Below are 22,021 nucleotides of genomic sequence, written 5' to 3' on the forward strand. Positions count from 1 at the left end.
TTTATTTTAGGTTCGATTCAACCAGTTTCTTAAGATTTGCTCGCCGTATTCCGTGATAAAGGATTCAGGGTGAAATTGTACGCTGAATAAGGGCAAATCTCGGTGCTGAACTGCCATTAGAATATGCTGATCGCAAAAGGCATTGGCGACAAGCGGTGAGTTGGCGAGCGATTCTTGCGAAATTGCCCAAGAGTGATACAGCCCGATTTGAAATTGCTTGGGTAAGTCTGCAAATAGCCTATTGGGTTTGTCTTGAATGAGAAAGCGTTGTTGCCCGTGCCGCACTTGACCAAGATTATAGAGTTCGCCGCCAAAAAATTCACATAATGTTTGATGCCCAAGGCATACGCCTAATATAGATTTGGTTTGGTGATAGCGTTCCAGCAAGGCAAATAGTTGGGGGTAAGCCCTCGGTACATCGGGGCCGGGTGAAATTAAAATGTGGCTAAAGGCTTCTACTTTGTCTAAATCTAATGCGGCAACGGGAACGATTTCCATCGCTACGCCGATTTTGCGAATTAAATCGACCAAATTGAAGGTGAAAGAGTCATTATTATCAACAATCAGTAACATTTTCGGTTCGCTCCAACAGCGTCAGCACTTCATAATGTGCCGTATGGGGAAACATATCAAATAATTGGATTTTCTTGAGGACGTAATGGTGTAGATAGGCAAAATCGTCCGCCATTGTTTGCGCATTGCAACTGGAGTAAAGCAGAAAGGGCGCTCCCAGTTGATTCAAATAGGTTGCCAAGTGATTACCGATGCCTCGTCTTGGCGGATTGACAATCACTAAATCCGGTTTATCCGTTTGGTTAAGGGCAAATTGGGCAGAATCAAGAGAGGCAAACTTAACCTGTGAAAGCCCAAGCCGAGCGGCTGATTGGCTGGCACAGGCAATGGCAGCGGCTGAAATCTCAATTCCGGTTAATGCAATATTGGGGTGTTTGGCTTGCAACGCTTTAGCGCAGTGTAGGCCAAAGCCGCCAACGCCGCAAAACAGATCCCAAAGGGTGTGGATCGGCAACGTTTCCACCCATTTTTGAGCCGTGGCATAAAGTTGTTCGGCAACAACGGGGTTAGTTTGAAAGAAACCTTGCGGGCGAATAAACAGCGGAATGCCGTTAAAATGTTCTTCGAGAGTTTGCCGCGCCGTCAAAAAGATCTCCCGTTCCCCTTCTAAAACAGCAGAATGATAAGGCTGAATATTCAAACTGACCACCGAATTTTGCGGTAGTTGAGCAAGCAGCATTGGTAATTCCCGCTCGACAAGCGGTCGTTTCAGCTCACTTTTTAACACAAAGCGGAGCATTATGGATTGGTTATGCCGGCTCTCGCTCAATAAAATATATTTGAGCTCGCCCCGCTTTTTGGCCACATTATAAGGGACTAATCCGGCCCGCCCGATAAAGTGTTTTAAGATCGGGAACAGAGTTTGAAATGTGGGCGGATAGAGCGGGCAATCCGTCAGATCAACGGCACTTTGCGGATCGTTAGGGTCAGATAAAATGCCTAAAATCGGGCGTTCGACACTGCCGGAGACCACCATTTTCGCTTTATTGCGAAAAGCGTTAATCGGCGAAACGACAGGGGATAATACTTCCGTTTTTCCGTTTTGCAACATAAAGGGCGAAACTAACCGCGTGAGATCCGCCGATTTATCAATGAGTTGCCGGTCGTAGGTTTTTGTCAGCCATTGGCAAGAGCGGCAGTGGTTTTGCTCGAAATGCCGACAATTCAACATATTAGGCATTACGGGCTTTCCATTCCAACCAGTCGTTTTGTAAGCGGGCTAACCATTGGTGCGCTTGCTGCCAGCGAGGGCTGGCTTGTAGCATTTGCCAAGTCAGTGATTTACGCTTCATCAATTTATGGTGGCAGCTTTGTTGGGCGGCACTAGGCTGGTATTTCAATTTATCCAATACTTGTACGACGCCGTTCGGCTCGTTGCAAAGCAACAGTAGATCGCAACCCGCTTGTAATGCTTTTTGGCTGCGTTCCACATAATCGCCCATAAAGCCGGCCCCTTTCATTCCCAAATCATCGGAGAAAATCACGCCGTTAAATTGCAACTGTTGGCGCAAAACGGTTTTGAGCCAATACGTCGAGCCGCTGGCGGGCTGATTATCACATTGGGTGTAAATAACGTGGGCGGGCATAATTGCCGATAATTTATTTTTGGCAATCAGTTGTTTGAAGGGTTGCAGATCGTGAGCGAAAATCGTCTCTTTATTGCGATCATCAAACGGTGTTTCGAGGTGGGAATCGGCTAACACGTGGCCGTGCCCCGGAAAATGTTTACCGGTGGTTGCCATTCCGGTTTCAAGCATTCCGTCAATAAAGGCTTCGGCAATCGGCAGCATTGTGGAAAGCGCCGAGCCAAAAGCCCGATCGCCGATGGCTTTGCAGGAATGACCGAGATCAAGCACAGGCGCAAAGCTCAGATCAATATCCAAGGCAAACATTTCTGCTGCCATTAACCAGCCGGCTTCGTGAGCAAGTTGCTTTTGTTCGCTAATATCGGCATTAAGCATTTGGAAAGATTGCATTGCAGGCAGTTGGGTAAAGCCTTCACGAAAGCGTTGCACTCGCCCGCCCTCTTGATCGACCGTAATCAGTAACGGTTTTTTGATCTGTCGGCGTACGGATTGTATAAGCTCTTGAAGTTGGGCTTTGTCGTGGAAATTGCGGCTGAATAAAATTAGTCCGGATACAAAGGGATGTGCCAGCATCTCTTTTTCTTCGGCGGTTAATTCATAACCGACTAAGTCGATCAATAACATAGAGGCTACCTTGTGGAAATCGTTTATCGTGCTATTTTACAACGGTTTAATCTCATTTTGCGACTGTAAAAAGCGGTGCAAAATCTCGGCGGTAAATGTTTTACGCAAATAGAAGCCCAAAGGCAGTGATTGGGTTTTTTCGCCGAATTGATTGACTGCCTCCGCCCTTGAACGATTATTTCTACCTTTCGGGCGGAGCTGCATTACCTCGCCGAGCGTGGCATTAATTTCGTTTAGCCGCCCTAGCACAATCGATTCCATCAATTCTTCCCAGTCCTGTTGTAATTGCCGTTCTTGTTCCGGGGTAGGCGACCATAAAACCGGTTGCCCGATACGGCGTGTGGCGAGTGGGATCGTGCGTGTGCCTTCTACCGGTATCCACAAAACCCGTTGTAACTTGTGGCGAACGTGTGAGGTTTGCCAAGTAATACCGTTATTTTGGGTTAAGGGAGCAAGGCTGACGAAGGTCGTTTCCAACGGCATTCCTTGGGTATCAACGGGTATTGTTTTTAATTCAATCTTTAAATGGGCAAAATCCTGTTCCGGCTTGCTACCTGCTTTTGCACCGAGTGCCGTTTCAATCAAGTTTCCTACCCAGCCTTTGTCCCGTTTAAGATCGCTCGGCACGTTGATATGTAGTTGCCGAGCAATCTCGCCCAGTGTAAAGCCCATTAACCATTGAGCTTTTTCAAGTAAGGCACTTTCGGTAGCGGAGTAGGTGGCAAGTTGTATCATTTTAATTTGCGTGAAAATAAATGTGCCATTCTACAGGCTTTTATTCGGTTATTCTAGTTCGGATAATTTGAGCATTTCTTGCGCATTAGCTAATACAGCATCCGTAATGGTCGAACCGCCGAGTAATCTTGCCAAGGCTTTTACCCGTTCTTTCGGCGCTAAAAGCTGCATTTTGGTTTCCGTTTGATTATTTTCGACAAATTTAGACACATTAAAGTGATGATTACCGTGGCTGGCAACCTGCGGTAAGTGGGTTACGCATAATACTTGACATTTTTTGCCGAGTTTACGCAGTAGTTTGCCGACGACGGTTGCTGTCGGGCCGCTAATGCCGACATCAACTTCGTCAAAAATAATCGTTGGAGTAGAGCGTTTATTCGCAGTAAGCACTTGTACGGCGAGTGAAATACGAGACAGCTCACCGCCGGAGGCGATTTTGGCTAACGGTTGGGCATTTTGCCCGAGGTTACTGCGTAGATTAAACTCCACAAAATCAGACCCGTTGGGCGATAATTTTTCCGTATTATGCTGAATATCAATAAAGAATTCGCCGTTTTCCATTGCCAGTTGCTTGATTTGGCGGGTAACTTGTTGAGCCAGTTTTTGCCCTGCCGTTTGGCGTTTAAGGTAAATTTGCTCGGCGAGTGCGACACAGGCTTGGTGTGCTGCTTGCTCGGCTTCAATTAACTGTTCTTCGTTATCCTCAAATGCCAATAATGCGTCTAGCTCTTGCTGCAAGGTTTGGTGATGTTGCCATAAATCTTCTGCCGCCACTTGATGTTTTCGGGCAAGCTGCATTGTGGTGCTTAAACGTTCGTCAATCTCATTTAATAAAGCGGGATCTTGCTCAATATTGCCGGCAAGCTGGCTGATTTCGGAACTGGCTTCTTGCACTTGGATTAAGGCTTCGTTTAGCATTTCCAGCGCCGATTGATAGCGATCGTCCATTTCCGCCAACTCTTCTAAATCCCGAATGCTACGGAAAATCATTGAATCGACATTTAACTCGTTTTCGCTAAGGGTATCGACAACCGATTGAGATAGTGCAGTGAGCTGCTCCGCATTGGCGAGGCGGTTTTGATCTTCTTCCAGTTGTTCAAATTCCCCTTGCTTAATCGCAAATTCATCTAATTCATCAACCTGATATTGCAAAAGCTGCTTACGGGCTTCGTTCTCTTGGCATTGTTGGTGGAAATTTTTGACCTGCTTGTGCAAGGTTTTCCAGTGTGCGTATTGGGTTGCCATTTTGGCTAATAAAGCGTGATTGTCGGCATAATTATCGACCAACTCAAGCTGATAATCACTTTTTAAGAGAAGTTGCGGGGCGTGCTGACCGTTGAGATGAATCAAATATTGCCCCAGCTCCCGCAGTTGAGAAATCGGCAATGGCTGGTTGTTTACAAAGGCTTTAGAACGCCCTTCAGTCGTGATCATTCGGCGTAAAATGCACTCTTGCGGATTGTCCTCATCCAATAATTCGTGCTGTTTGAGCCACAGATATGCCGGGCTATCGGGCTGCATCAAAAAGGTGGCACTAATATCCGCCTTATCCGCGCCGTTACGGATCATCGAACTTTCCGAGCGGTAGCCCAAGCATAGTCCTAAAGCGTCAATCCCGATCGATTTCCCTGCGCCCGTTTCGCCGGTAATCACCGACATTCCTTCGTTTAAATCCAGCACTAAATGACGGACAATTGCAAAATTATTGATAGTGAGTTGAGTCAGCATACACGATTTCCAGATAACAAAACTGTATGGATATATAGTAAACCTGTTTTATTATCCAGTAAATAGTTTTCAATCATTTTTTTGTAAAGATAACCAGTTATGTGTTTTTATCCAAGATTGCACTGGCACAGGCGTAGGCGGAAGACCACGCCCATTGGAAATTATAGCCCCCCAACCAGCCGGTAACATCCAGCACCTCGCCGATAAAATACAGCCCTTCGACCCCTTGTGCTTCTAATGTTTTTGATGAAATAAACCGCGTATCCACGCCGCCCATTGTTACTTCAGCGGTGCGATAACCTTCCGTGCCGTTCGGTAAAAATTGCCAGTGATGAATAAATTGCGTTAAAAAAGCGAGATCGGCTTTGCTAAGTTGGGCGATGATTTTGTCGGTCAGCCAGCGTTGCTCAAACCAGAGTTCGACTAATTTTTTCGGCAAATAGCGACATAATACCGTTTTTAACTGCAATTTCGGCGAGGATTGACGCAGTTCAAGCAAAATCTGTTCGATCGTTTCGTGGGGCAATAGATCAATATCGAGAGTTTCGCCCGTTTCCCAATAGTTTGAAATTTGCAAGATTGCCGGTCCGGATAACCCCCGATGTGTAAACAGCATTTGGTTATAAAAGGTTTTACCTTGATTCTGCACCCGCACGGGCAGTGAAATGCCGGATAAGGCGACAAAGGGCTTGTCGCTCTCTTTCCAGGTAAACGGCACGAGGCTGGCTCTGGGCGGGATCACGGGAATGCCGAACTGCTCGGCAATTTTATAACCAAAAGGGCTTGCGCCGAGTGCCGGCATTGATAAACCGCCGCTGGCAATCACTAACTGCTCGGCTTGATAGTGATGACAAGCGGTCTGAATTTGGAAAAAGTTTGCAAATTTTTCAACGGAAACGACCTCTTGTCGCAACTGAATATCAACCTTGCCTTTTTCGCATTCTGCCTGTAATAAATCGACAATCTGTTGGGCACTTTCATCGCAGAACAGTTGCCCTAACTCTTTTTCGTGATAGGCAATACCATAGCCGGCGACCAGTGCGATAAAATCCCAGTTAGTGTAACGGGCGAGGGCAGATTTGACAAAATGGCGGTTTTGGCAAATGTAGTGCTGGGGAGTAACCTCTAAATTAGTGAAATTACAAAAACCGCCTCCGGACATCAAAATTTTACGTCCGATTTTTTTGCCGTTATCCAGCACCAGTACCGATTTGCCGCCTTGCCCGAGCTGCGCTGCACAAAATAGCCCCGCAGCCCCCGCCCCGATGATGACTACATCGTATTTTTTCATTAGATTAGCCGATCCCTTTTTGTTAGAATTGTCAAAATTCCCTATTTTATACCGATTATGTCCAAATCGCTGCCCCCTATTTTCATCAATCTAATCTATGTGTTTGCGATTGGGTTGAATATTGTGCTGCTGCGTTATTTTAGTTTACGGGTTGATGCGTTGAATAATAACGGCGTGCGGTTTTGTGTCGGTGCATTGGCACTGCTGATTTGGGTGTGGTTAAAATATCGGCACGATTTCACCCATTTTCGCCGTCAGCCCTTATTATTGGTTTACGCTTTCTGTGTCGGGCTGCTAATGTGCGTGAATATGTATTTTTGGTTGGAGGGCGCAGCATTAACCAATGCGGTAACCGCCTCGATTTCCAGCGTACTGGGAATGCCTTTCGGGATTTTGGTGGCGGGGATTTTCTTCCAAGATGAGCGACAGAAATTAAAACAGAAAACTTTTTGGATTGGCTGTGCGCTGACGTTATGCGGCGCATTGGGTTTTGTGTTGTACGGTAAAACAATGGCGGTGGGCGACCATTTTCTGCTCGGCGCATTTTTTCTGTTACTGTCTATTTTTATCCGCAACCTGCAAAATGTCATCGTTAAATTGGTGAATAAAAAACTCAGTGTATTCAGTTTGAGCTTTATCACCTCGCTCACCACTGGCATTACCAGCCTGGCATTGAGCCAACAAACCGGCAAACTGGCGGAACTTTCCCAAATCTCCCTTTTCTTACTGGTGGGGCTAATGTTGATCGGCATTTATGCCATTGGGGTCGGAATGGTGCTGACGTTCGATATTATCCAAAAACAAGGCTTGGTAACGTACCAAATTTTAGAATTGATTATCCCGATTTCGACTGCCCTTATCGCTTATATTTTATTGGGCGAACAGATCGCCTTTAGCCAATTAATGTTTGCCGTGGTGGTGATTATCGGGGCAAGCCTCGCCTTAAATTTATTTCCGCATTTTCATTTAAGGAAAAAGAATGACTGAGATTTTAAATCAACAAATTAGCCAACTGATTGCCGCCGAGCTGTCGGTCAATCCTTCGCAAATTTTAGCGGCGATCGGACTGCTTGACGAGGGCAATACGATTCCGTTTATCGCCCGCTACCGTAAAGAAGCGACCGGCGGTTTGGACGACACCCAACTACGCCATTTTGAAACCCGCCTCATTTATCTGCGGGAGCTGAACGACCGCCGCCAAACGATTCTCCATTCGATTGAGGAACAGGGCAAATTGACGGACGAACTCAAAGCCAAAATTGAGCAGACCCAGAGTAAAACCGAGTTGGAAGATCTCTATTTACCCTACAAACCTAAACGCCGCACCCGTGGGCAAATTGCGATTGAAGCCGGGCTTGAACCTTTGGCGGACAGCCTTTGGAATGACCCAAACCAAGTGCCTGAAACAGTGGCGGAGGGCTACCTTAACGCCGAAAATGGTGTAGCAGATGTCAAAGCCGCTTTGGACGGCGCGCGCTATATTTTAATGGAGCGTTTCGCTGAAGATGCAGCACTGATTGCAAAATTACGCCAGTATCTGACCGCTTACGCGACTTTGGAATCGAGATTAATTGAGGGCAAAGCCGAAGAAGGCGAAAAATTTCGGGATTATTTTGCTCATAGCGAACCCTTTAAATCCGTCCCGTCCCACCGTGCTTTAGCGATGTTCCGCGGGCGGAATGAAGGGATTTTATCGTTAAGCCTCAATGCTGATCCGGAGGCGGAAGAGGGCAGCCGCACTAGCTATTGTGAAGAGATTATCCGCCAACATTTGGGCGTACAACCGGCACAGCAGCCGGCAGATCACTGGCGTAGTCAGGTGGTGAGTTGGACGTGGAAAATCAAATTATCTCTCCACTTGGAAACGGAATTAATGGCAACCCTACGGGAAAAAGCCGAGCAAGAGGCGATAGATGTTTTCGCTCGGAATTTATCGGCGTTGTTGATGGTGGCGCCGGCAGGGGCAAGAAATACAATGGGGTTGGATCCCGGTTTACGTACAGGTGTGAAAGTGGCGGTGGTGGACGATACCGGCAAACTGCTTGATACAGCGACCATTTACCCGCACACCACCGATCCGGTACGGGCGGGGCAAATATTATATGCACTCGGTAAAAAGCATCAGGTTGATCTGATTGCCATCGGCAACGGCACGGCATCGCGCGAAACGGAACGTTTTGCCAAAGAGGTGATTAAACAAGCACGGGATTGGCAGCCGCAAACGGTGGTCGTGAGTGAGGCGGGGGCATCGGTCTATTCCGCCTCCGAGCTGGCGGCAAATGAATTTCCGGATCTTGATGTTTCTTTGCGTGGTGCCGTGTCGATTGCCCGCCGCTTGCAAGATCCGCTCGCAGAATTGGTTAAAATTGAACCGAAAGCGATTGGGGTCGGGCAGTATCAGCACGATGTCAATCAAACCCAATTGGCACGAAAATTAGATGCGGTCGTGGAGGATTGTGTGAATGCCGTTGGCGTGGACTTGAACACAGCCTCTGCACCGTTGCTCGCCCAAGTTGCCGGAATGAACAAAACTTTAGCGCAAAATATTATTGCCTATCGTGATGAACACGGGCGTTTTAACAGCCGATCCGAGTTGAAAAAAGTGCCTCGCCTAGGGCCGAAAGCCTTTGAACAGTGTGCGGGCTTTATGCGGATTTTGGGCGGAAAGAACCCGCTTGATGCTTCCAGCGTTCACCCTGAAGCCTATCCGGTGGTGGAGCGCATTTTAAACGCCACCCAATTTAGCCTCGCCGATTTAATGGGAAACGCTACTCAAATTCAGCTACTGAATGCGAAAGATTTTGTGGACGACACCTTTGGTTTACCGACAGTGAATGATATTTTTAAAGAGCTGGAAAAACCGGGGCGTGATCCTCGTGGCGAATTTAAAACAGCCACTTTTATGGACGGCGTAGAAGAGATCAGCGATTTAAAAGCGGGAATGATTTTGGAAGGTACGATTACCAATGTAACGAACTTTGGGGCATTTGTCGATATTGGTGTGCATCAAGACGGTTTGGTGCATATCTCAATGTTATCTAACCGCTTTGTTGATGACCCGCATCAAGTGGTGAAAACCGGTGATGTCGTGAAAGTCAAAGTGCTGGAAGTCGATGTTGTGCGTAAACGGATCGCCCTGACAATGCGGTTGGACGATCAACCGACCGATAAAAATGCAAATAGCGATCGTATTCGCAAACATTCACCGAAATCCGACCGCTTGCCACGCCAAACTGTTGCCAATAACGCCTTTGCCGATGCGTTAAAAGGCTGGAAAAAATAGCAAGCGGCGTAGAGAGAGAAAAAGGGAATAATGTGTCGGCATTATTCCCTTTGGCATATAAGACCTACAACGTGCTATGATCTCCCTATTTGAATAACGGACGACACAATGGACAGAATAGATAATTACGAACAGCGTTTCGGCGGTATCGGGCGGCTTTACACACCGGAGGGGCTGGCGAAATTACGCCGCACACACGTTTGTGTGATCGGAATTGGCGGCGTTGGTTCTTGGGCGGTAGAAGCCTTGGCTCGCTCGGGCATTGGTAGGATGACGTTGATTGATATGGACGATATTTGCGTTACCAATATTAACCGCCAAATTCACGCAATGTCCGGTAATATCGGGCAACTTAAAACAGAGGTGATGAAATCGCGTATCGTCTTGATCAACCCCGACTGCGAAGTGGCAATTATTGATGATTTTCTCACCCAAGAAAATTTAGCCGATTATGTGTTGAAAGAGTATGATTATGTGATTGATGCGATTGATAATGTGCGGGTTAAGGCTGCACTTATCGCCTTTTGCAAGCGACACAAAATTAAGCTGATTACCACGGGCGGCGCAGGCGGGCAGACCGACCCGACCCAAATTCAAATTGCCGATTTAAGCAAAACCATTCAAGATCCGCTAGCAGCGAAAGTACGCAGTTTACTGCGTAAAGACTACGGTTTTAGCCGTAATCCGCAGCGAAAATTCGGGATAGAGTGCGTGTTTTCCACCCAACCGCTGATTTTCCCGAAAATGAGCGAAGGCTGTGAAATATCCGCCACAATGAACTGTGCCAACGGCTTTGGCGCAGCGACAATGGTAACGGCAACCTTCGGTTTTTTTGCCGTGAGCCGAGTGATTGAAAAATTACTGAAAGGGTAAATCTTTCAATATCAATAATGAAATGCGTTGATGGTGGAATTTTTATAAAAATAAATAGCTTAAATTAAAACGTAGTCTTTTTATGGTGATAAAATTATGGTGATTTGAATTTTGTCATTTTGTACGAAGTTATTGAGTAGAAGATTTTTTAAGTAGCTCAATAATTTGTTGCAGCATTGCGATTTCTTTTTTCTGCATTTCAATAACTTCTTCTTTATGAGATAATTCTTGTTTTAGATTTTTAATTTCAAACGCAATTTCTTGGGAAGAACCCATTATATTTAAACTATTACTGACAACGCTTTCCTGGAAAAACATCACATTTCGCTCACCTATCGAAATAAGTTCCAGCATATCCATATCTAATATATTCGCAATTTGTTCTAGCCGTTCCGTATTTATTTTGCTTTCGCCTCTTTCTATTTTTGAGTAACCGTTAGTGGACATATTCAATTTACTTGCCATTTCTTCTTGCGACCAATTTTTTGTTTCTCGCAAATGGCGGATTTTTTCGTTTATTTTCATTTTTACCAACAATTAAGACATTACCCCAACTAAAAGGGGAGAAAAAACAACAGTGGGTTGATTGTAACATAAACTCAAGTCAGATGATAATAGCCAAAAAATTACCCACTAATTTGGAGTTACTATGCAAATAAAAAAATCCCTTTATGCTTCGATATTACTTGGTTTAAGTATGTTCTCGCAAGCAAAAATTTTTGAGGCGTCTGGTGTAGGCAATACACCTGAATTAGCTAAAAAAGATGCAGTGGCAAATGCGATTAAATTTAGCGTTGGAGAAACAATCGTCAGTAAAGAGGAATTAAATAACGAGCAATTTACACAGAGAATTGTCGGTTATTCTGACGGATATGTAAAAAATATCGAGATTATATCGAATATCCGTTTACCTAATGGGGGCTATGAAGCATCCGTAAAAGTAGATATTGAAAGCCAAAAGCTGATAGGCACATTAAAAGAAATGAATGTTGCCGTACTTGAAAATGCAATTGATAATACAAGTTTAATGGAAGCAATAGCTCATTTTGAAAAAAAAGATGCGAATGAAAAGTCTAAAAATGATTATAAGACTCTTGCAGAAGAATTATTATTAAAGCCAATTCAGGAAGGTAAAAAAATTATTGATATTGAAATTGTTGAAAAACTAAAACCGCTTAAGCCAAAAGAGAATTCTGATTTATTTCCTTTTGAATTTTCTGCGAGTATTGGTTTAAATCAGACTTATATTGAAGGGTTTAAAAAATTACTAGAGACAGATAAATCAAAAAATAGTATTAGAGAAGTGAGAGAATTATCAGATATGAATTCTGAAAAACTATTGAATATATTTTATATTTCTGATGAGAAGAGTCAAATTCTGAACGATGTACTTAAAGAGGTTAATCGTTTGTTTGGCTATGATAAAACTATTATAGTAAATTTAATTAATAAAGATGGAAGTAAACCTCAATTATATAATAGAAAAGTAGTTGATTCTAGCTATTATGAAATAGGTGGTAATGACTCGGCACTACTTTTGTATCTTCCTGAAATTTATAGTAATATTTCAAGATGGCCTTATTTTTATTCTAAGAAAAATAATGTAAAAATTAAGCTCTATTTAACTAAAACTGATCTGTTAAATTTAAAAGATATAGAACTAACGTATTAAATGATGAATTTATTTTTAATGAGGAAATCAGAATGAAAAAAATCTTATTTAGTTTAAGTGCAATTTACTTATCTCTCTTTTCTCCAATTACTTCTGCGCAGCAAGAGCCTGTTCCCCAGATAAAAAATGAGGCAGAACAATCTGAAGTAGTTGAAATTGTTGATAGTGTAACGGGAGTAAGCTATGAAGTAGATGAAAATGGAGAATTTGCAAGAATTCGAGCAACAGGCGAAGCTGAGCTTGAATTTGGTGATCGCAAAGATATTCGTATGGCAACCCAAAAAGCGACGCTAAGAGCAAAAGCAAATATTGCTAAATTCCTTTCAGAGCGTGTAACCAGCGAAGAGGTGATAGACAATGTCGAAAACGTTGTAACTAAAACGGAGAATGCAGACAATGTAGCGACTAAAATGGAAAATGGAGAAAATATAACAACTAAGACAGAAAATGGTAACAAAAGCGCGAATCGGGAAGTGATATCGAGCTATTTAGAAAAAATTCATAATTCTGCGGAGGCGCTATTAAAAGGCGTTATTGCGACTAAAACAGATATCAATAAAGATGAAAAATACGTTCAAATAGAACTGGGGATCAGTAAAAAAACAATGGCAGCAGCCGATACCTTAAAAAAGGAATTGCGTACAGACGCAACTGAAAAAAATGCTATAAGTAACGGAATACCGATTGAATCAAATGGTGGTGGACGTGAAATTAAGAAATCTAAAAACTACGATAATTTCTAACGTTATAGGCATAATCTCTTTTTTAAGTATTATGCCGGCAGTTGCTAATTCATTTGGTGTTTCTTTAAAAAAAGAGAATGGCAAAATGGTTTATTTTATTGAAACAAAATTGGACACCATAAATAGATCGAGAGATAGCCGAGTAGCACCGATATATGCAAAATCACAATTACTTAAGTATTTAAAAAATAAGCATTCATTTGCTTCTGTTGATTTAAAACATTTTACTTTATTAAAAGTAGAAAAGCATAATGGATATTCAGTCTTTATTTTTAAAGTAAACAAAAGTAATGTGGTTTTTAAAGAGTTGGCAGCCGATAAATAAGAATTTATCATTTTAGGTTAATAAGTAAACGGTGGCTTTTGCAGATTTTATGGCAAAAGCCACCGCTTGTTTTTTATAACCCGATAAAAAACGACATCAAAATCGGTACGGCAAGGTTAATGATAAAACCAAAACTGATTGCCAGTGGTACAACTTGAATGCCGCCGGATTTTTGGATAATCGGCAAGGTTGCATCTAATGAGGTTGCGCCGCCTAAGCCGACGGCTGTCGAGGGATATTGCCGCATAAAAAACGGAATGGCGAACAGGCAGAAGATTTCTCGGAACAGATCGTTGAAAAAGGCGATGCTGCCGTACATTGCCCCCCACGCATCGTTGATCAGTACGCTAGAGAGGGAATACCAGCCGAAACCGGCGGTGAGTGCAAGGGATTTAATGAGCGGTAACCCCAGCACATAAGCGGCAATCACGCCACCGATTAAGCCGCTGACGATAAAAATCAGTGAGGTAATAAGCCCCCGTTTATTCAGAAACACCTCTTTCAGCGGAATACCGCTGCTGCGTAGCTGAATACCGACACAGAAAATCATCACCACTAACACATAAGTGCTGGAATAGAGCGGGAAATCAACCACGCCTTTGGTGAAAAAGCCGATAATCCCCCCAATCAACACAGCAAAACAGAGCTGTAACGATTCGCATAAGACTTTTCGGCGGGACGGCAGTGCTTCGGCGTGATGGGTTTGACGGGGCATTGGGGCATATTTGTCAAACATCGCCAATGCCAAAATATTGCTGCCGTGCAAAATGTAAGCCAAGCCGAAGGCGGTTGCGCCGATTTGCGGCAGCTTAGTTGCCAATTCGTCCAGTTGCCCAAGGGAAATTCCCATTATCAACAAAATCAGATAAAGGCAGTAAAGGCTGATGCGGTTGATCCAATGTAGCACGCCGGTGTGTTTGATGACCAGCAGGTAGCCCAAAAATAGCGGGGCAAATGCAATCAGTAAGCCGTAAATCATAATCCTCTCCTTTTTTATTATTGTTGCCGAAATTCTAACCGTTATAAAATGAAATTAAACTGTTTTTATATACAGTTTAATTTGTTATACTGCAAGCGGTCAGTTTCTTTCGGAGAATTGCAAATGGGCGGTCAAGTACGAAAAATCATTCATATTGATATGGATTGTTTTTACGCCTCCGTTGAAATGCGTGAAAATCCGGCGTTAGTCGGTAAACCGCTGGCTGTTGGCGGCAAAGCGAACCAACGAGGCGTGTTGGCAACCTGTAATTATGAAGCCAGAAAATTCGGGCTACATAGTGCGATGGCAACGGCGCAAGCGGTAAAATTATGCCCAAATCTTATTTTGTTGCCGGTAAATATGCCGCTGTATAAACAGGTGTCGGCACAAATTCACCATATTTTCCGCCGTTATACCGAAATTATCGAACCGCTTTCGCTGGACGAAGCCTATCTTGATGTAACCGATTGCGAGCAGTGCGCCGGTTCGGCAACTTGGATTGCACAGGAAATCCGAACAGCCATTTGGCAGGAATTGCATCTGACCGCCTCTGCCGGCGTTGCACCGCTCAAATTCCTCGCCAAAATTGCCTCCGAGCAAAATAAACCGAACGGGCAGTTTGTGATTACGCCCGAACAAGTGTCGGCATTTATTGAAAGGTTGCCGCTCAAGAAAATTCCGGGGGTAGGCAAAGTTACTAATGAAAAGCTGGCACAAATGGAGTTTTCCACTTGCGGCGATATTCAGCAATCCAATCCGCATTTTATCTATCAGCATTTCGGTAAATTGGGGCAGCGGTTGTGGGATTTTTGCCACGGGGTCGATCCTCGTTTGGTGGAAGCAAATCGCCTGCGTAAATCCATTGCCGTTGAAAATACCTTGCTGTCGGATATTGCTGATTTTGGGCAGGCGAAAGCGATTGTCGCCGAGCATTTTGAGCAGTTGGTGCGGCGTTTGCAAAAAAATGAGCCGAACCGACCGCTTGCCAGCTATCAAAAGCTCAGCATTAAGCTGAAATTTGACGATTTTAGCCAAACGACTCTCGAAAGAACGATGAGCGGGGTAACATTGCCGGCATTTTTCGATTTATTGGCTCAAATTTGGCCTCGCCGACAAAACCGGAAAATCCGGCTTATCGGGCTAAGTGTACAAATTCCAGTAGAAAAAGTCATAAAACAGTTAAATTTGTGGGAATAATTGTTGTCAAAATCTTGAATTTTTGTGGGATTGCCCCTATTTTGCTGACTCGGTTTTTTGACCGAATTTGATGAATTTAACTCGATTGGAGAATTATCTATTATGATGCGGATTGCACTTTTCCTCGCAACCAACTTTGCCGTAATGATTGTGTTGGGCATTATTCTAAACGTAACCGGCATTGCGGGTAACAGTACCGGCGGCATTTTAATTATGGCGTTATTGTTTGGTTTTGCGGGATCGTTAATTTCCCTGTTCTTATCTAAAAAAATGGCGTTAAGCTCGGTGGGCGCAGAAATTATTACCGAGCCACGCAATAATGCGGAACGTTGGTTGGTTGAAACGGTGAAGCGTCAATCTCAACAAGCGGGCATTCCAATGCCGGATGTCGCGATTTACCATTCCCAAGATGTCAATGCGTTTGCCACAGGTGCAACGAAAAGTAACTCTTTGGTAGCGGTGAGTACCGGCTTGCTCAATACGATGACCCAAGACGAAGCGGAAGCGGTGGTTGCCCACGAGGTCGCACACATTGCCAACGGGGATATGGTAACAATGACCCTATTACAAGGAGTGTTGAATACCTTTGTGATCTTCTTATCCCGAATGATTGCAACGGCAGTATCAAGTACCCGTAACGATAATGGTGAAGAAAGCCAAAGCGGCGGCATTTATTTTCTCGTCTCAATGGTGTTGGAAATTATTTTCGGTGTGTTAGCGACAATGATTGCAATGTGGTTCTCCCGCTACCGTGAATTTAGAGCGGACGCCGGTTCTGCCCAGTTGGTCGGTAAAGAGAAAATGATCGCTGCGCTGCAACGTTTACAGCGAGTACACGAGCCGCAAGAATTGGAAGGCTCACTGAATGCGATGATGATTAACGGCAAACGTAAAGAACTCTTTATGAGCCACCCGCCGTTAGAAAAACGCATTGAAGCGTTAAGAAATCTATAATTAAATTGAAAAGCCATTGGTATGACCAATGGCTTTTTGACATTAAACCGCCTTAAACAGCGTTTTGGGTATGGTTGCCGGATAATTGCGGATTAAATCACTTTAACATTGAGGGCGGATGCGCCACGATCAGATTGCTGCATTTCAAATTCAACTTTATCGCCATCTTTGAGATTGCGGTAGCTGCTTTCGCTAATGATTGCAGAAAAATGCACAAATACATCATCGCCGCCTTGTTCAGGTGCAATGAAACCAAATCCTTTTACAGAATTAAACCACTTAACAGTGCCGATTAACTTTGACATAAGTTATCCTTTATAAATTAAAACAAAGGTGGCGACTATTTCACCACCGATTTGAATTAGACCATTTATGTTGATTGAACGCAAATTAAATTTTAAGAAATTTTACAAAAGTCGGCGTTTTATCGTTGTCTAACGCCGTTGAGGCTATGGACGAAATCCGCCAAATCAAATATAGTAACGACTATTTTTGTAAACCTGTCTCCAGTTATTTATTAATGGAAAACACTATGTCTGAACAACTTGAAGTACAACAATCAAATCAAAAAACCAGCCTTTCAACGAAAGAAGTGATTGCCTATCTCTGTGAAAAATTTCCGCTCTGTTTTGTGGCGGAAGGGGAAGCGAAACCGTTAAAAATCGGGCTTTTCCAAGATTTAGCCGAAGCGTTGGCTGCCGATGAGAAAGTCAGTAAAACCGCCCTTCGCAAAGCTCTGCGGACTTATACGCTGGGCTGGCGTTATTTACACGCTTGTCGTGAAGGGGCGGGGCGTGTGGATCTTTTAGGGAATGAAGCCGGTGTAGTAGATGCCCAACAAGCCGAGCACGCCGCAACGTCGTTAGCCGAGGCGAAAGCTGCATACGCAGAACGCCGAGCTCAAGAGATGAAAGAGAAACGCAAAGCAGAGCGTAAAGCGTTTTTTAAACAAAAAGCGCGTGATGAGAATGCAAAAAAACGGGCGGAATTAAGAAAACACGCCGATGCACCGAAAGCATCGTCAGAGAGTTTAGCCGCATTGGAGAGTAAATTCGGTAAAGGCAGAAAATAGTTTTCCGAGTGAAAGCAGGAATGTTTATGAAACAGTATCAATTAAAGATGGTTAGCGCGTTGATGGTCGGGCTTTTTTCGGCAATAAATGTAGGTGCGGTCGAGCCAACGATCAAAGCAAGCGAGCTAATCCTTCCCAAACCCACCCCTCAACACAGCTTATCGGCAAAGCGTGTTACCGCACGTTTAACCCAATCGCACTATCATAAATTCACCTTAGACGATGCCTTTGCCGGCAAGATTTTTGATCGTTATATTGATTGGCTTGACGGTGCACATAATACCTTTTTAGCCTCCGATGTCGAGGAAATGCGGGCGAAATATGCCACAAAATTAGATGATGAACTTTATGAAGGCAAACTGGACAGTGCCTTTGAGATTTATGATCTGATGACCAAACGCCGCTATGAACGTTATAAATATGCGTTATCGCTTTTGGATCACGAACCGGATTTAAAAGGCGATGATCAGATTGAAAATGATCGTGAAAAAGCGCCTTTCCCTCAAACCCTCGAAGAAGCGAACACATTATGGGAACAGCGGGTTAAAAACGACATTATCAGCCTTTATCTAAAAGATAAAAAATGGCCGGAAATCAAAAAGACGCTCGTTAAACGCTATAACTTAGCGATCAAACGCCTGACTCAAAATAAAGCGGACGATATTTTACAAACCTATTTGAATGCTTTTGCCCGTGAAATCGATCCGCACACCAGTTATCTTTCACCACGTGCGGCAAAACGTTTCCAAGAAAGTATGAACCTTTCCCTTGAAGGCATTGGGGCAACTTTAACAATGGAAGATGATGTAACGGTGATTAAATCGTTAGTGCCGGGCGCACCGGCGGCCCGTAGCAAAAAAATTCGGGTAAACGATAAGATTATCGGGGTAGGGCAGTCTGCCAATAAGATTGAAGATGTGGTCGGTTGGCGCTTAGATGATATTATCGACAAAATCAAAGGTAAAAAAGGCACAAAAGTTTACCTCGAAATCGAACCGGAAAAAGGCGGTAAAAGTAAAATTGTAACATTGGTGCGGGATAAAATCCGTCTTGAAGACAGTGCCGCAAAATTAACGGTAACGAAAACCGAGGGTGAAAATATCGCCGTTATCAAAATTCCGGGCTTCTATATTGGCTTGACCGATGATGTGCGTAAATTACTGAAAGAGATGAAGACCAAAAAAGCAGATGGTCTGATTATTGATTTGCGTGAAAACGGCGGCGGTTCATTAACGGAAGTGATTGAATTAGTCGGGCTCTTTATTAAAGAAGGGCCGGTAGTGCAAGTGCGTGATGCCTTTAACCGCATTAAAGTTCACGAAGATCCGGATAATAGCGTGCAATATGACGGCAACATTATGGTGATGATTAACCGCCATAGTGCATCGGCTTCAGAGATTCTCGCAGCGGCGATGCAGGATTATAATCGAGCGATTATTGTCGGGCAGCAAACCTTTGGGAAAGGTACGGTACAACAGAGCCGCTCTTTGAATTTCGTGTATGATTTAGACAGAGAGCCGCTCGGTTCTATTCAATATACCATTCAAAAATTCTACCGGATTAACGGTGGCAGTACCCAGTTAAAAGGGGTGGAGGCGGATATCCGTTTCCCTGAAATTATCAATGCGGAAAAAACCGGCGAAAGTTTTGAAGATAATGCGCTACCTTGGGATAAAATTCCAGCGGCAAATTATAAAGAACTCGGGCAAGCTCGTAACGCTGTGGCGGCACTTACGGAAAAACATCAGCAGCGGATTGCTAAAGATCCGGAGTTTATTGTTTTAAATGAGGATATCAGCATTCGTAAAGCGCGTGATGAGCGTAAATTTACCTCGCTGAATTTAAAAGCACGTTTAGCGGAAAATAAAGCCGATGATGCCAAGCGGTTGAAAGATCTCAATGCCCGCTTTAAACGGGAGGGTAAAAAGCCGTTGAAAGATTTGGATCAGCTACCGAAAGACTATGAAGCACCGGATTTCTTCCTCAAAGAAACGGAAAAAATGATGGTCGATTGGTTAGAAATTGATAAAAAATAATAAAATAGTATATAATGCGACATTTTGCAGACCGCAACAAGCGGTCTGTTTTATTAAAAATATAACAATTTGGATCAAAAAAATGAAAAAACTCACGTTTTTACCTTTTATTGTATTATCAAGTGTGGCGGTGGCGGAAAGCGTGCCGGAGGTGGTGAATGCCTTACCGGCAGCGGAGAGTTCGCCGGTTTCGACTACCGATAACGTGTTACCTCAATTTAGTTTTGAAGCACAGCAAGCACGGGCTGCCGAGTGGGCAAAACAGGCAGAGAATATTTTTCAGCAGGAAGAAGAAAAACGCTTAAAAGCACAGCAACTGGCAGAGGCACAACAACGCATTCAGCAGGAGATCGGGGCTAACCAGTTACAGTTAGCAACCGGTACGGCAAAAATTTATGCCGAAAACAATTTTATGCCGATGTGGCAGGATAAAAGCGTAGAAAAGATCTTCTTAAAAGAGTATGCGGCGTTTGCGGCAAGCGGTGTATCGGCTAAAGCGGCAAAAGCATTACAACAAATTCTGAATGTACCGAATGGCTTGGCAAAAGATATTTTGTTAACCGATAGCTTTTTAGACTATTTATACTACAACAAAAATGTGTTGGCGAATGCGAATAGCTGGCTTTATAACTTGGGCAGTTACCGCACAAAATCACCGGCACAAGCCCATATTGATAGTTGGGTAAAAGCGGTTAAAAACGGCTCGGTAGGGCAGTTTGTGGCAAACTTAGTACCGCGTAATCATATCTATCAGGAAACGGTACAACGCTTATTCTCTGGTGCACCGATGGCAACGGCTAAAGCGAAAAAAGGCAAAAAAGGAAAACACACGGCGGAGGATAGTGCAACACAAGCGGGCGGAACGAGTGCCAATTTTGCAAAACTAGCGTTGAATGCTCAGCGTTTACGCCTTATTCCAAGTTTTAGCAACGGGATTTTCGTGAATATTCCAAGCTATCAACTCTACTATTTCCGGGACGGTCAATTGGTTTTACAATCAAAAGTGATTGTTGGGCGGGACGAACGTCGCACGCCGGTAATGTACAGTAAATTGAGCAATGTGGTAGTTAATCCGCCTTGGAATGTACCGGCGAGCATTAAAAATAAAGATCTCGTGCCGAAAATGCGTAAAGATCCGAGTTATGTTGATCGCAAAGGCTATGAGATTATTGACAGCAAAGGGAACAAGGTCAATCCGCACAGCATCAACTGGGCGGCTTACGACAGTCCGGAGAAAAATTTTCCGTACCATATCCGCCAAAAAGCCGGTGATGATAGTGCATTAGGGCGTTATAAATTCAATATGCCAAGCTCCGATGCGATCTATTTGCATGATACGCCGAGCCGTGGTCTCTTTAACAAAAACGATCGGGCGTTAAGTTCGGGGTGCGTACGGGTCGCTAAAGCCGATGAATTGGCAACCTTGTTGCTAAAAGAGTCCGGTTGGTCTGAACAGAAGAAACAAGGCGTACTGGCAAGTAAGAAAACCACCTCTGCCCCAATTCGTTCGGATAATCCGGTTTATCTCTACTATGTTACGGCGTGGGTTGAAAATGGCAAAGTCCATACATTACCGGATATTTACCGTTTCGATAAAAACTTGCCTCGCACGACACTGGATTGGGCGAAGATCCGAACACTGATTAACTGACAGAATTTTCCGAGAAGTGTTGCGACTTCTCGGAACTTTCTTTTTGATTCAAACACTAAGATCCACAGCTTAATGGTTTATCGTGAATAGTAAGGAGAATATTTACGTTAGATCATTAATTATCAACACTAGGAGAATTAATGGAACAACCAAATTTACAACGCCGCAGATGGCTTTCTCTGGGCGGTATTGCACTGGGAGCAGCGATATTACCCAGCTCGGTAATGGCGATTGTCTCGACCCCTCGTCCGCTTTCGCTGCGTCTGCGTAACGTGAATACGGGCGAAAGTATTATTGCCCAATACTCAAAGGGCGGTTTTGCGCCGTCAACACTGGGCAAATTAAACTACATTATGCGTGATCGCCATACCAACCAAGTCAAAGCGATTGATCCAAATCTGTTTTTCAAACTCACTCAAATCCAATCCCGCCTCGGTTTACGTAATTCGGAAATTGCCGTATTAAGCGGTTATCGCACGGCACAAACCAATGCAAGAATGCGCAGACGTAGCCGTGGCGTTGCCAGCAACAGCTATCATATTCAAGGCAAAGCGGTGGATTTTTTCATTGACGGCGTGCCGTTATCGAAAATTAAAGCCGCGGCGGAAGGACTAAGTAACGGCGGGGTCGGCTATTACCCTCGTAGTAATTTTGTCCACGTTGATACCGGGCCGGTGCGGACGTGGCGGGGTTAATGCA

At 44.1% G+C, this 22,021-nt stretch carries 21 protein-coding genes; 12 read left to right on the forward strand and 9 right to left on the reverse strand.

What is annotated here, in order from left to right; genetic code table 11:
- Nucleotides 1-6 precede the first annotated feature (6 nt).
- The 6 genes from RO21_RS00925 to RO21_RS00950 form a co-directional block, all read right to left on the reverse strand.
- A complete protein-coding gene (locus tag RO21_RS00925) occupies nucleotides 7-573 on the reverse strand; it encodes an anthranilate synthase component II (RefSeq protein WP_047975920.1) in 567 nt (188 codons plus the stop codon).
- Nucleotides 557-1,753, reverse strand: coding sequence for a 23S rRNA (uracil(747)-C(5))-methyltransferase RlmC (gene rlmC / locus RO21_RS00930; RefSeq protein WP_047975921.1), 1,197 nt, complete (start codon nucleotides 1,751-1,753; stop codon nucleotides 557-559). Before rlmC ends, RO21_RS00925 begins: the two co-directional genes overlap by 17 nt.
- Entirely contained in the window at nucleotides 1,746-2,783 is a 1,038-nt protein-coding gene (nagZ, locus tag RO21_RS00935) for a beta-N-acetylhexosaminidase (RefSeq protein WP_047975922.1), read from the reverse strand. Before nagZ ends, rlmC begins: the two co-directional genes overlap by 8 nt.
- A gap of 36 nt (nucleotides 2,784-2,819) precedes the next feature.
- The gene (mutH, locus tag RO21_RS00940) at nucleotides 2,820-3,515 is read right to left on the reverse strand and encodes a DNA mismatch repair endonuclease MutH (RefSeq protein ID WP_173425290.1); all 696 of its coding nucleotides are present in this window, start codon (nucleotides 3,513-3,515) and stop codon (nucleotides 2,820-2,822) included.
- Between the two features lie 51 nt (nucleotides 3,516-3,566).
- Entirely contained in the window at nucleotides 3,567-5,246 is a 1,680-nt protein-coding gene (gene recN / locus RO21_RS00945; protein WP_047975924.1) for a DNA repair protein RecN, read from the reverse strand.
- Nucleotides 5,247-5,343: 97 nt separating this feature from the next.
- Entirely contained in the window at nucleotides 5,344-6,537 is a 1,194-nt protein-coding gene (locus RO21_RS00950) for a BaiN/RdsA family NAD(P)/FAD-dependent oxidoreductase (protein ID WP_047975925.1), read from the reverse strand.
- 57 nt (nucleotides 6,538-6,594) lie between these two features.
- Here RO21_RS00950 and RO21_RS00955 point away from each other — a divergent pair, with 57 nt between their 5' ends.
- The 3 genes from RO21_RS00955 to tcdA all read left to right on the forward strand — a co-directional run bounded on the left by RO21_RS00955 (nucleotide 6,595) and on the right by tcdA (nucleotide 10,693).
- Complete coding sequence (locus RO21_RS00955; protein WP_047975926.1) at nucleotides 6,595-7,524, forward strand: DMT family transporter; 930 nt, start codon at nucleotides 6,595-6,597, stop codon at nucleotides 7,522-7,524.
- Nucleotides 7,517-9,820, forward strand: a complete 2,304-nt coding sequence (locus RO21_RS00960) for a Tex family protein (protein ID WP_047975927.1) — start codon at nucleotides 7,517-7,519, stop codon at nucleotides 9,818-9,820. The genes RO21_RS00955 and RO21_RS00960 overlap by 8 nt, the downstream gene beginning before the upstream one ends.
- Before the next feature lie 108 nt (nucleotides 9,821-9,928).
- Entirely contained in the window at nucleotides 9,929-10,693 is a 765-nt protein-coding gene (tcdA, locus tag RO21_RS00965) for a tRNA cyclic N6-threonylcarbamoyladenosine(37) synthase TcdA (protein WP_047975928.1), read from the forward strand.
- A gap of 129 nt (nucleotides 10,694-10,822) precedes the next feature.
- On the opposite strand, the gene RO21_RS00970 is transcribed toward tcdA, so the two are convergent.
- Nucleotides 10,823-11,218, reverse strand: coding sequence for a helix-turn-helix domain-containing protein (locus RO21_RS00970; RefSeq protein WP_047975929.1), 396 nt, complete (start codon nucleotides 11,216-11,218; stop codon nucleotides 10,823-10,825).
- Between the two features lie 124 nt (nucleotides 11,219-11,342).
- Between RO21_RS00970 and RO21_RS00975 the strand changes: the two genes are divergently transcribed.
- From RO21_RS00975 to RO21_RS00985, 3 genes are read left to right on the forward strand one after another with little or no spacing between them, the layout of a single operon-like run.
- Nucleotides 11,343-12,365 carry a hypothetical protein gene (locus RO21_RS00975; RefSeq protein WP_047975930.1) on the forward strand — a complete coding sequence of 341 codons (1,023 nt, stop codon included), beginning with the start codon at nucleotides 11,343-11,345 and terminating at the stop codon, nucleotides 12,363-12,365.
- Nucleotides 12,366-12,397: 32 nt separating this feature from the next.
- On the forward strand, nucleotides 12,398-13,108 hold the full coding sequence (locus tag RO21_RS00980) for a hypothetical protein (RefSeq protein ID WP_047975931.1): 711 nt from the start codon (nucleotides 12,398-12,400) through the stop codon (nucleotides 13,106-13,108).
- Between the two features lie 31 nt (nucleotides 13,109-13,139).
- Entirely contained in the window at nucleotides 13,140-13,433 is a 294-nt protein-coding gene (locus RO21_RS00985) for a hypothetical protein (protein WP_047975932.1), read from the forward strand.
- A gap of 73 nt (nucleotides 13,434-13,506) precedes the next feature.
- Here the strand turns inward: RO21_RS00985 and RO21_RS00990 are convergent, their stop codons facing one another.
- On the reverse strand, nucleotides 13,507-14,412 hold the full coding sequence (locus RO21_RS00990) for a LysO family transporter (protein WP_047975933.1): 906 nt from the start codon (nucleotides 14,410-14,412) through the stop codon (nucleotides 13,507-13,509).
- A gap of 123 nt (nucleotides 14,413-14,535) precedes the next feature.
- On the opposite strand from RO21_RS00990, the gene dinB reads away from it, so the two are divergent.
- Together dinB and htpX are read left to right on the forward strand one after the other, a co-directional pair.
- Nucleotides 14,536-15,609 carry a DNA polymerase IV gene (dinB, locus tag RO21_RS00995; protein WP_047975934.1) on the forward strand — a complete coding sequence of 358 codons (1,074 nt, stop codon included), beginning with the start codon at nucleotides 14,536-14,538 and terminating at the stop codon, nucleotides 15,607-15,609.
- 99 nt (nucleotides 15,610-15,708) lie between these two features.
- Nucleotides 15,709-16,563 carry a protease HtpX gene (gene htpX, locus RO21_RS01000; protein WP_167740676.1) on the forward strand — a complete coding sequence of 285 codons (855 nt, stop codon included), beginning with the start codon at nucleotides 15,709-15,711 and terminating at the stop codon, nucleotides 16,561-16,563.
- 92 nt (nucleotides 16,564-16,655) lie between these two features.
- Here htpX and RO21_RS01005 read toward each other — a convergent pair whose 3' ends face one another.
- Nucleotides 16,656-16,868: a cold-shock protein gene (locus RO21_RS01005; RefSeq protein ID WP_047975936.1), complete on the reverse strand. Its 213-nt coding sequence runs from the start codon at nucleotides 16,866-16,868 to the stop codon at nucleotides 16,656-16,658.
- A 227-nt stretch (nucleotides 16,869-17,095) separates the two neighbouring features.
- Here RO21_RS01005 and proQ point away from each other — a divergent pair, with 227 nt between their 5' ends.
- The 4 genes from proQ to mepK all read left to right on the forward strand — a co-directional run bounded on the left by proQ (nucleotide 17,096) and on the right by mepK (nucleotide 22,017).
- Nucleotides 17,096-17,635, forward strand: a complete 540-nt coding sequence (gene proQ, locus RO21_RS01010; protein WP_047975937.1) for an RNA chaperone ProQ — start codon at nucleotides 17,096-17,098, stop codon at nucleotides 17,633-17,635.
- Nucleotides 17,636-17,661: 26 nt separating this feature from the next.
- Nucleotides 17,662-19,671, forward strand: a complete 2,010-nt coding sequence (gene prc / locus RO21_RS01015) for a carboxy terminal-processing peptidase (RefSeq protein WP_047975938.1) — start codon at nucleotides 17,662-17,664, stop codon at nucleotides 19,669-19,671.
- An 82-nt stretch (nucleotides 19,672-19,753) separates the two neighbouring features.
- The gene (locus RO21_RS01020; RefSeq protein WP_047975964.1) at nucleotides 19,754-21,322 is read left to right on the forward strand and encodes a L,D-transpeptidase family protein; all 1,569 of its coding nucleotides are present in this window, start codon (nucleotides 19,754-19,756) and stop codon (nucleotides 21,320-21,322) included.
- 140 nt (nucleotides 21,323-21,462) lie between these two features.
- The gene (gene mepK, locus RO21_RS01025; RefSeq protein ID WP_047975939.1) at nucleotides 21,463-22,017 is read left to right on the forward strand and encodes a peptidoglycan L,D-endopeptidase MepK; all 555 of its coding nucleotides are present in this window, start codon (nucleotides 21,463-21,465) and stop codon (nucleotides 22,015-22,017) included.
- Nucleotides 22,018-22,021: the final 4 nt, after the last annotated feature.

Origin of the sequence: Muribacter muris, assembly GCF_001038205.1 — a bacterium.
GTDB classification, from domain to species: Bacteria; Pseudomonadota; Gammaproteobacteria; order Enterobacterales; family Pasteurellaceae; genus Muribacter; species Muribacter muris.

What these genes read in the sequence shown, in the direction of transcription:
- proQ (WP_047975937.1), top strand. Translation starts at nt 17,096, where the DNA reads ATGTCTGAACAACTTGAAGTACAACAATCAAATCAAAAAACCAGCCTT.
- RO21_RS00990 (WP_047975933.1), bottom strand. Translation starts at nt 14,412, where the DNA reads ATGATTTACGGCTTACTGATTGCATTTGCCCCGCTATTTTTGGGCTAC.
- prc (WP_047975938.1), top strand. Translation starts at nt 17,662, where the DNA reads ATGAAACAGTATCAATTAAAGATGGTTAGCGCGTTGATGGTCGGGCTT.
- tcdA (WP_047975928.1), top strand. Translation starts at nt 9,929, where the DNA reads ATGGACAGAATAGATAATTACGAACAGCGTTTCGGCGGTATCGGGCGG.
- RO21_RS00985 (WP_047975932.1), top strand. Translation starts at nt 13,140, where the DNA reads ATGCCGGCAGTTGCTAATTCATTTGGTGTTTCTTTAAAAAAAGAGAAT.
- nagZ (WP_047975922.1), bottom strand. Translation starts at nt 2,783, where the DNA reads ATGTTATTGATCGACTTAGTCGGTTATGAATTAACCGCCGAAGAAAAA.
- RO21_RS01020 (WP_047975964.1), top strand. Translation starts at nt 19,754, where the DNA reads ATGAAAAAACTCACGTTTTTACCTTTTATTGTATTATCAAGTGTGGCG.
- mepK (WP_047975939.1), top strand. Translation starts at nt 21,463, where the DNA reads ATGGAACAACCAAATTTACAACGCCGCAGATGGCTTTCTCTGGGCGGT.
- RO21_RS00970 (WP_047975929.1), bottom strand. Translation starts at nt 11,218, where the DNA reads ATGAAAATAAACGAAAAAATCCGCCATTTGCGAGAAACAAAAAATTGG.
- RO21_RS01005 (WP_047975936.1), bottom strand. Translation starts at nt 16,868, where the DNA reads ATGTCAAAGTTAATCGGCACTGTTAAGTGGTTTAATTCTGTAAAAGGA.
- RO21_RS00975 (WP_047975930.1), top strand. Translation starts at nt 11,343, where the DNA reads ATGCAAATAAAAAAATCCCTTTATGCTTCGATATTACTTGGTTTAAGT.
- rlmC (WP_047975921.1), bottom strand. Translation starts at nt 1,753, where the DNA reads ATGCCTAATATGTTGAATTGTCGGCATTTCGAGCAAAACCACTGCCGC.
- RO21_RS00950 (WP_047975925.1), bottom strand. Translation starts at nt 6,537, where the DNA reads ATGAAAAAATACGATGTAGTCATCATCGGGGCGGGGGCTGCGGGGCTA.
- RO21_RS00955 (WP_047975926.1), top strand. Translation starts at nt 6,595, where the DNA reads ATGTCCAAATCGCTGCCCCCTATTTTCATCAATCTAATCTATGTGTTT.
- RO21_RS00925 (WP_047975920.1), bottom strand. Translation starts at nt 573, where the DNA reads ATGTTACTGATTGTTGATAATAATGACTCTTTCACCTTCAATTTGGTC.
- RO21_RS00960 (WP_047975927.1), top strand. Translation starts at nt 7,517, where the DNA reads ATGACTGAGATTTTAAATCAACAAATTAGCCAACTGATTGCCGCCGAG.
- dinB (WP_047975934.1), top strand. Translation starts at nt 14,536, where the DNA reads ATGGGCGGTCAAGTACGAAAAATCATTCATATTGATATGGATTGTTTT.
- RO21_RS00980 (WP_047975931.1), top strand. Translation starts at nt 12,398, where the DNA reads ATGAAAAAAATCTTATTTAGTTTAAGTGCAATTTACTTATCTCTCTTT.
- recN (WP_047975924.1), bottom strand. Translation starts at nt 5,246, where the DNA reads ATGCTGACTCAACTCACTATCAATAATTTTGCAATTGTCCGTCATTTA.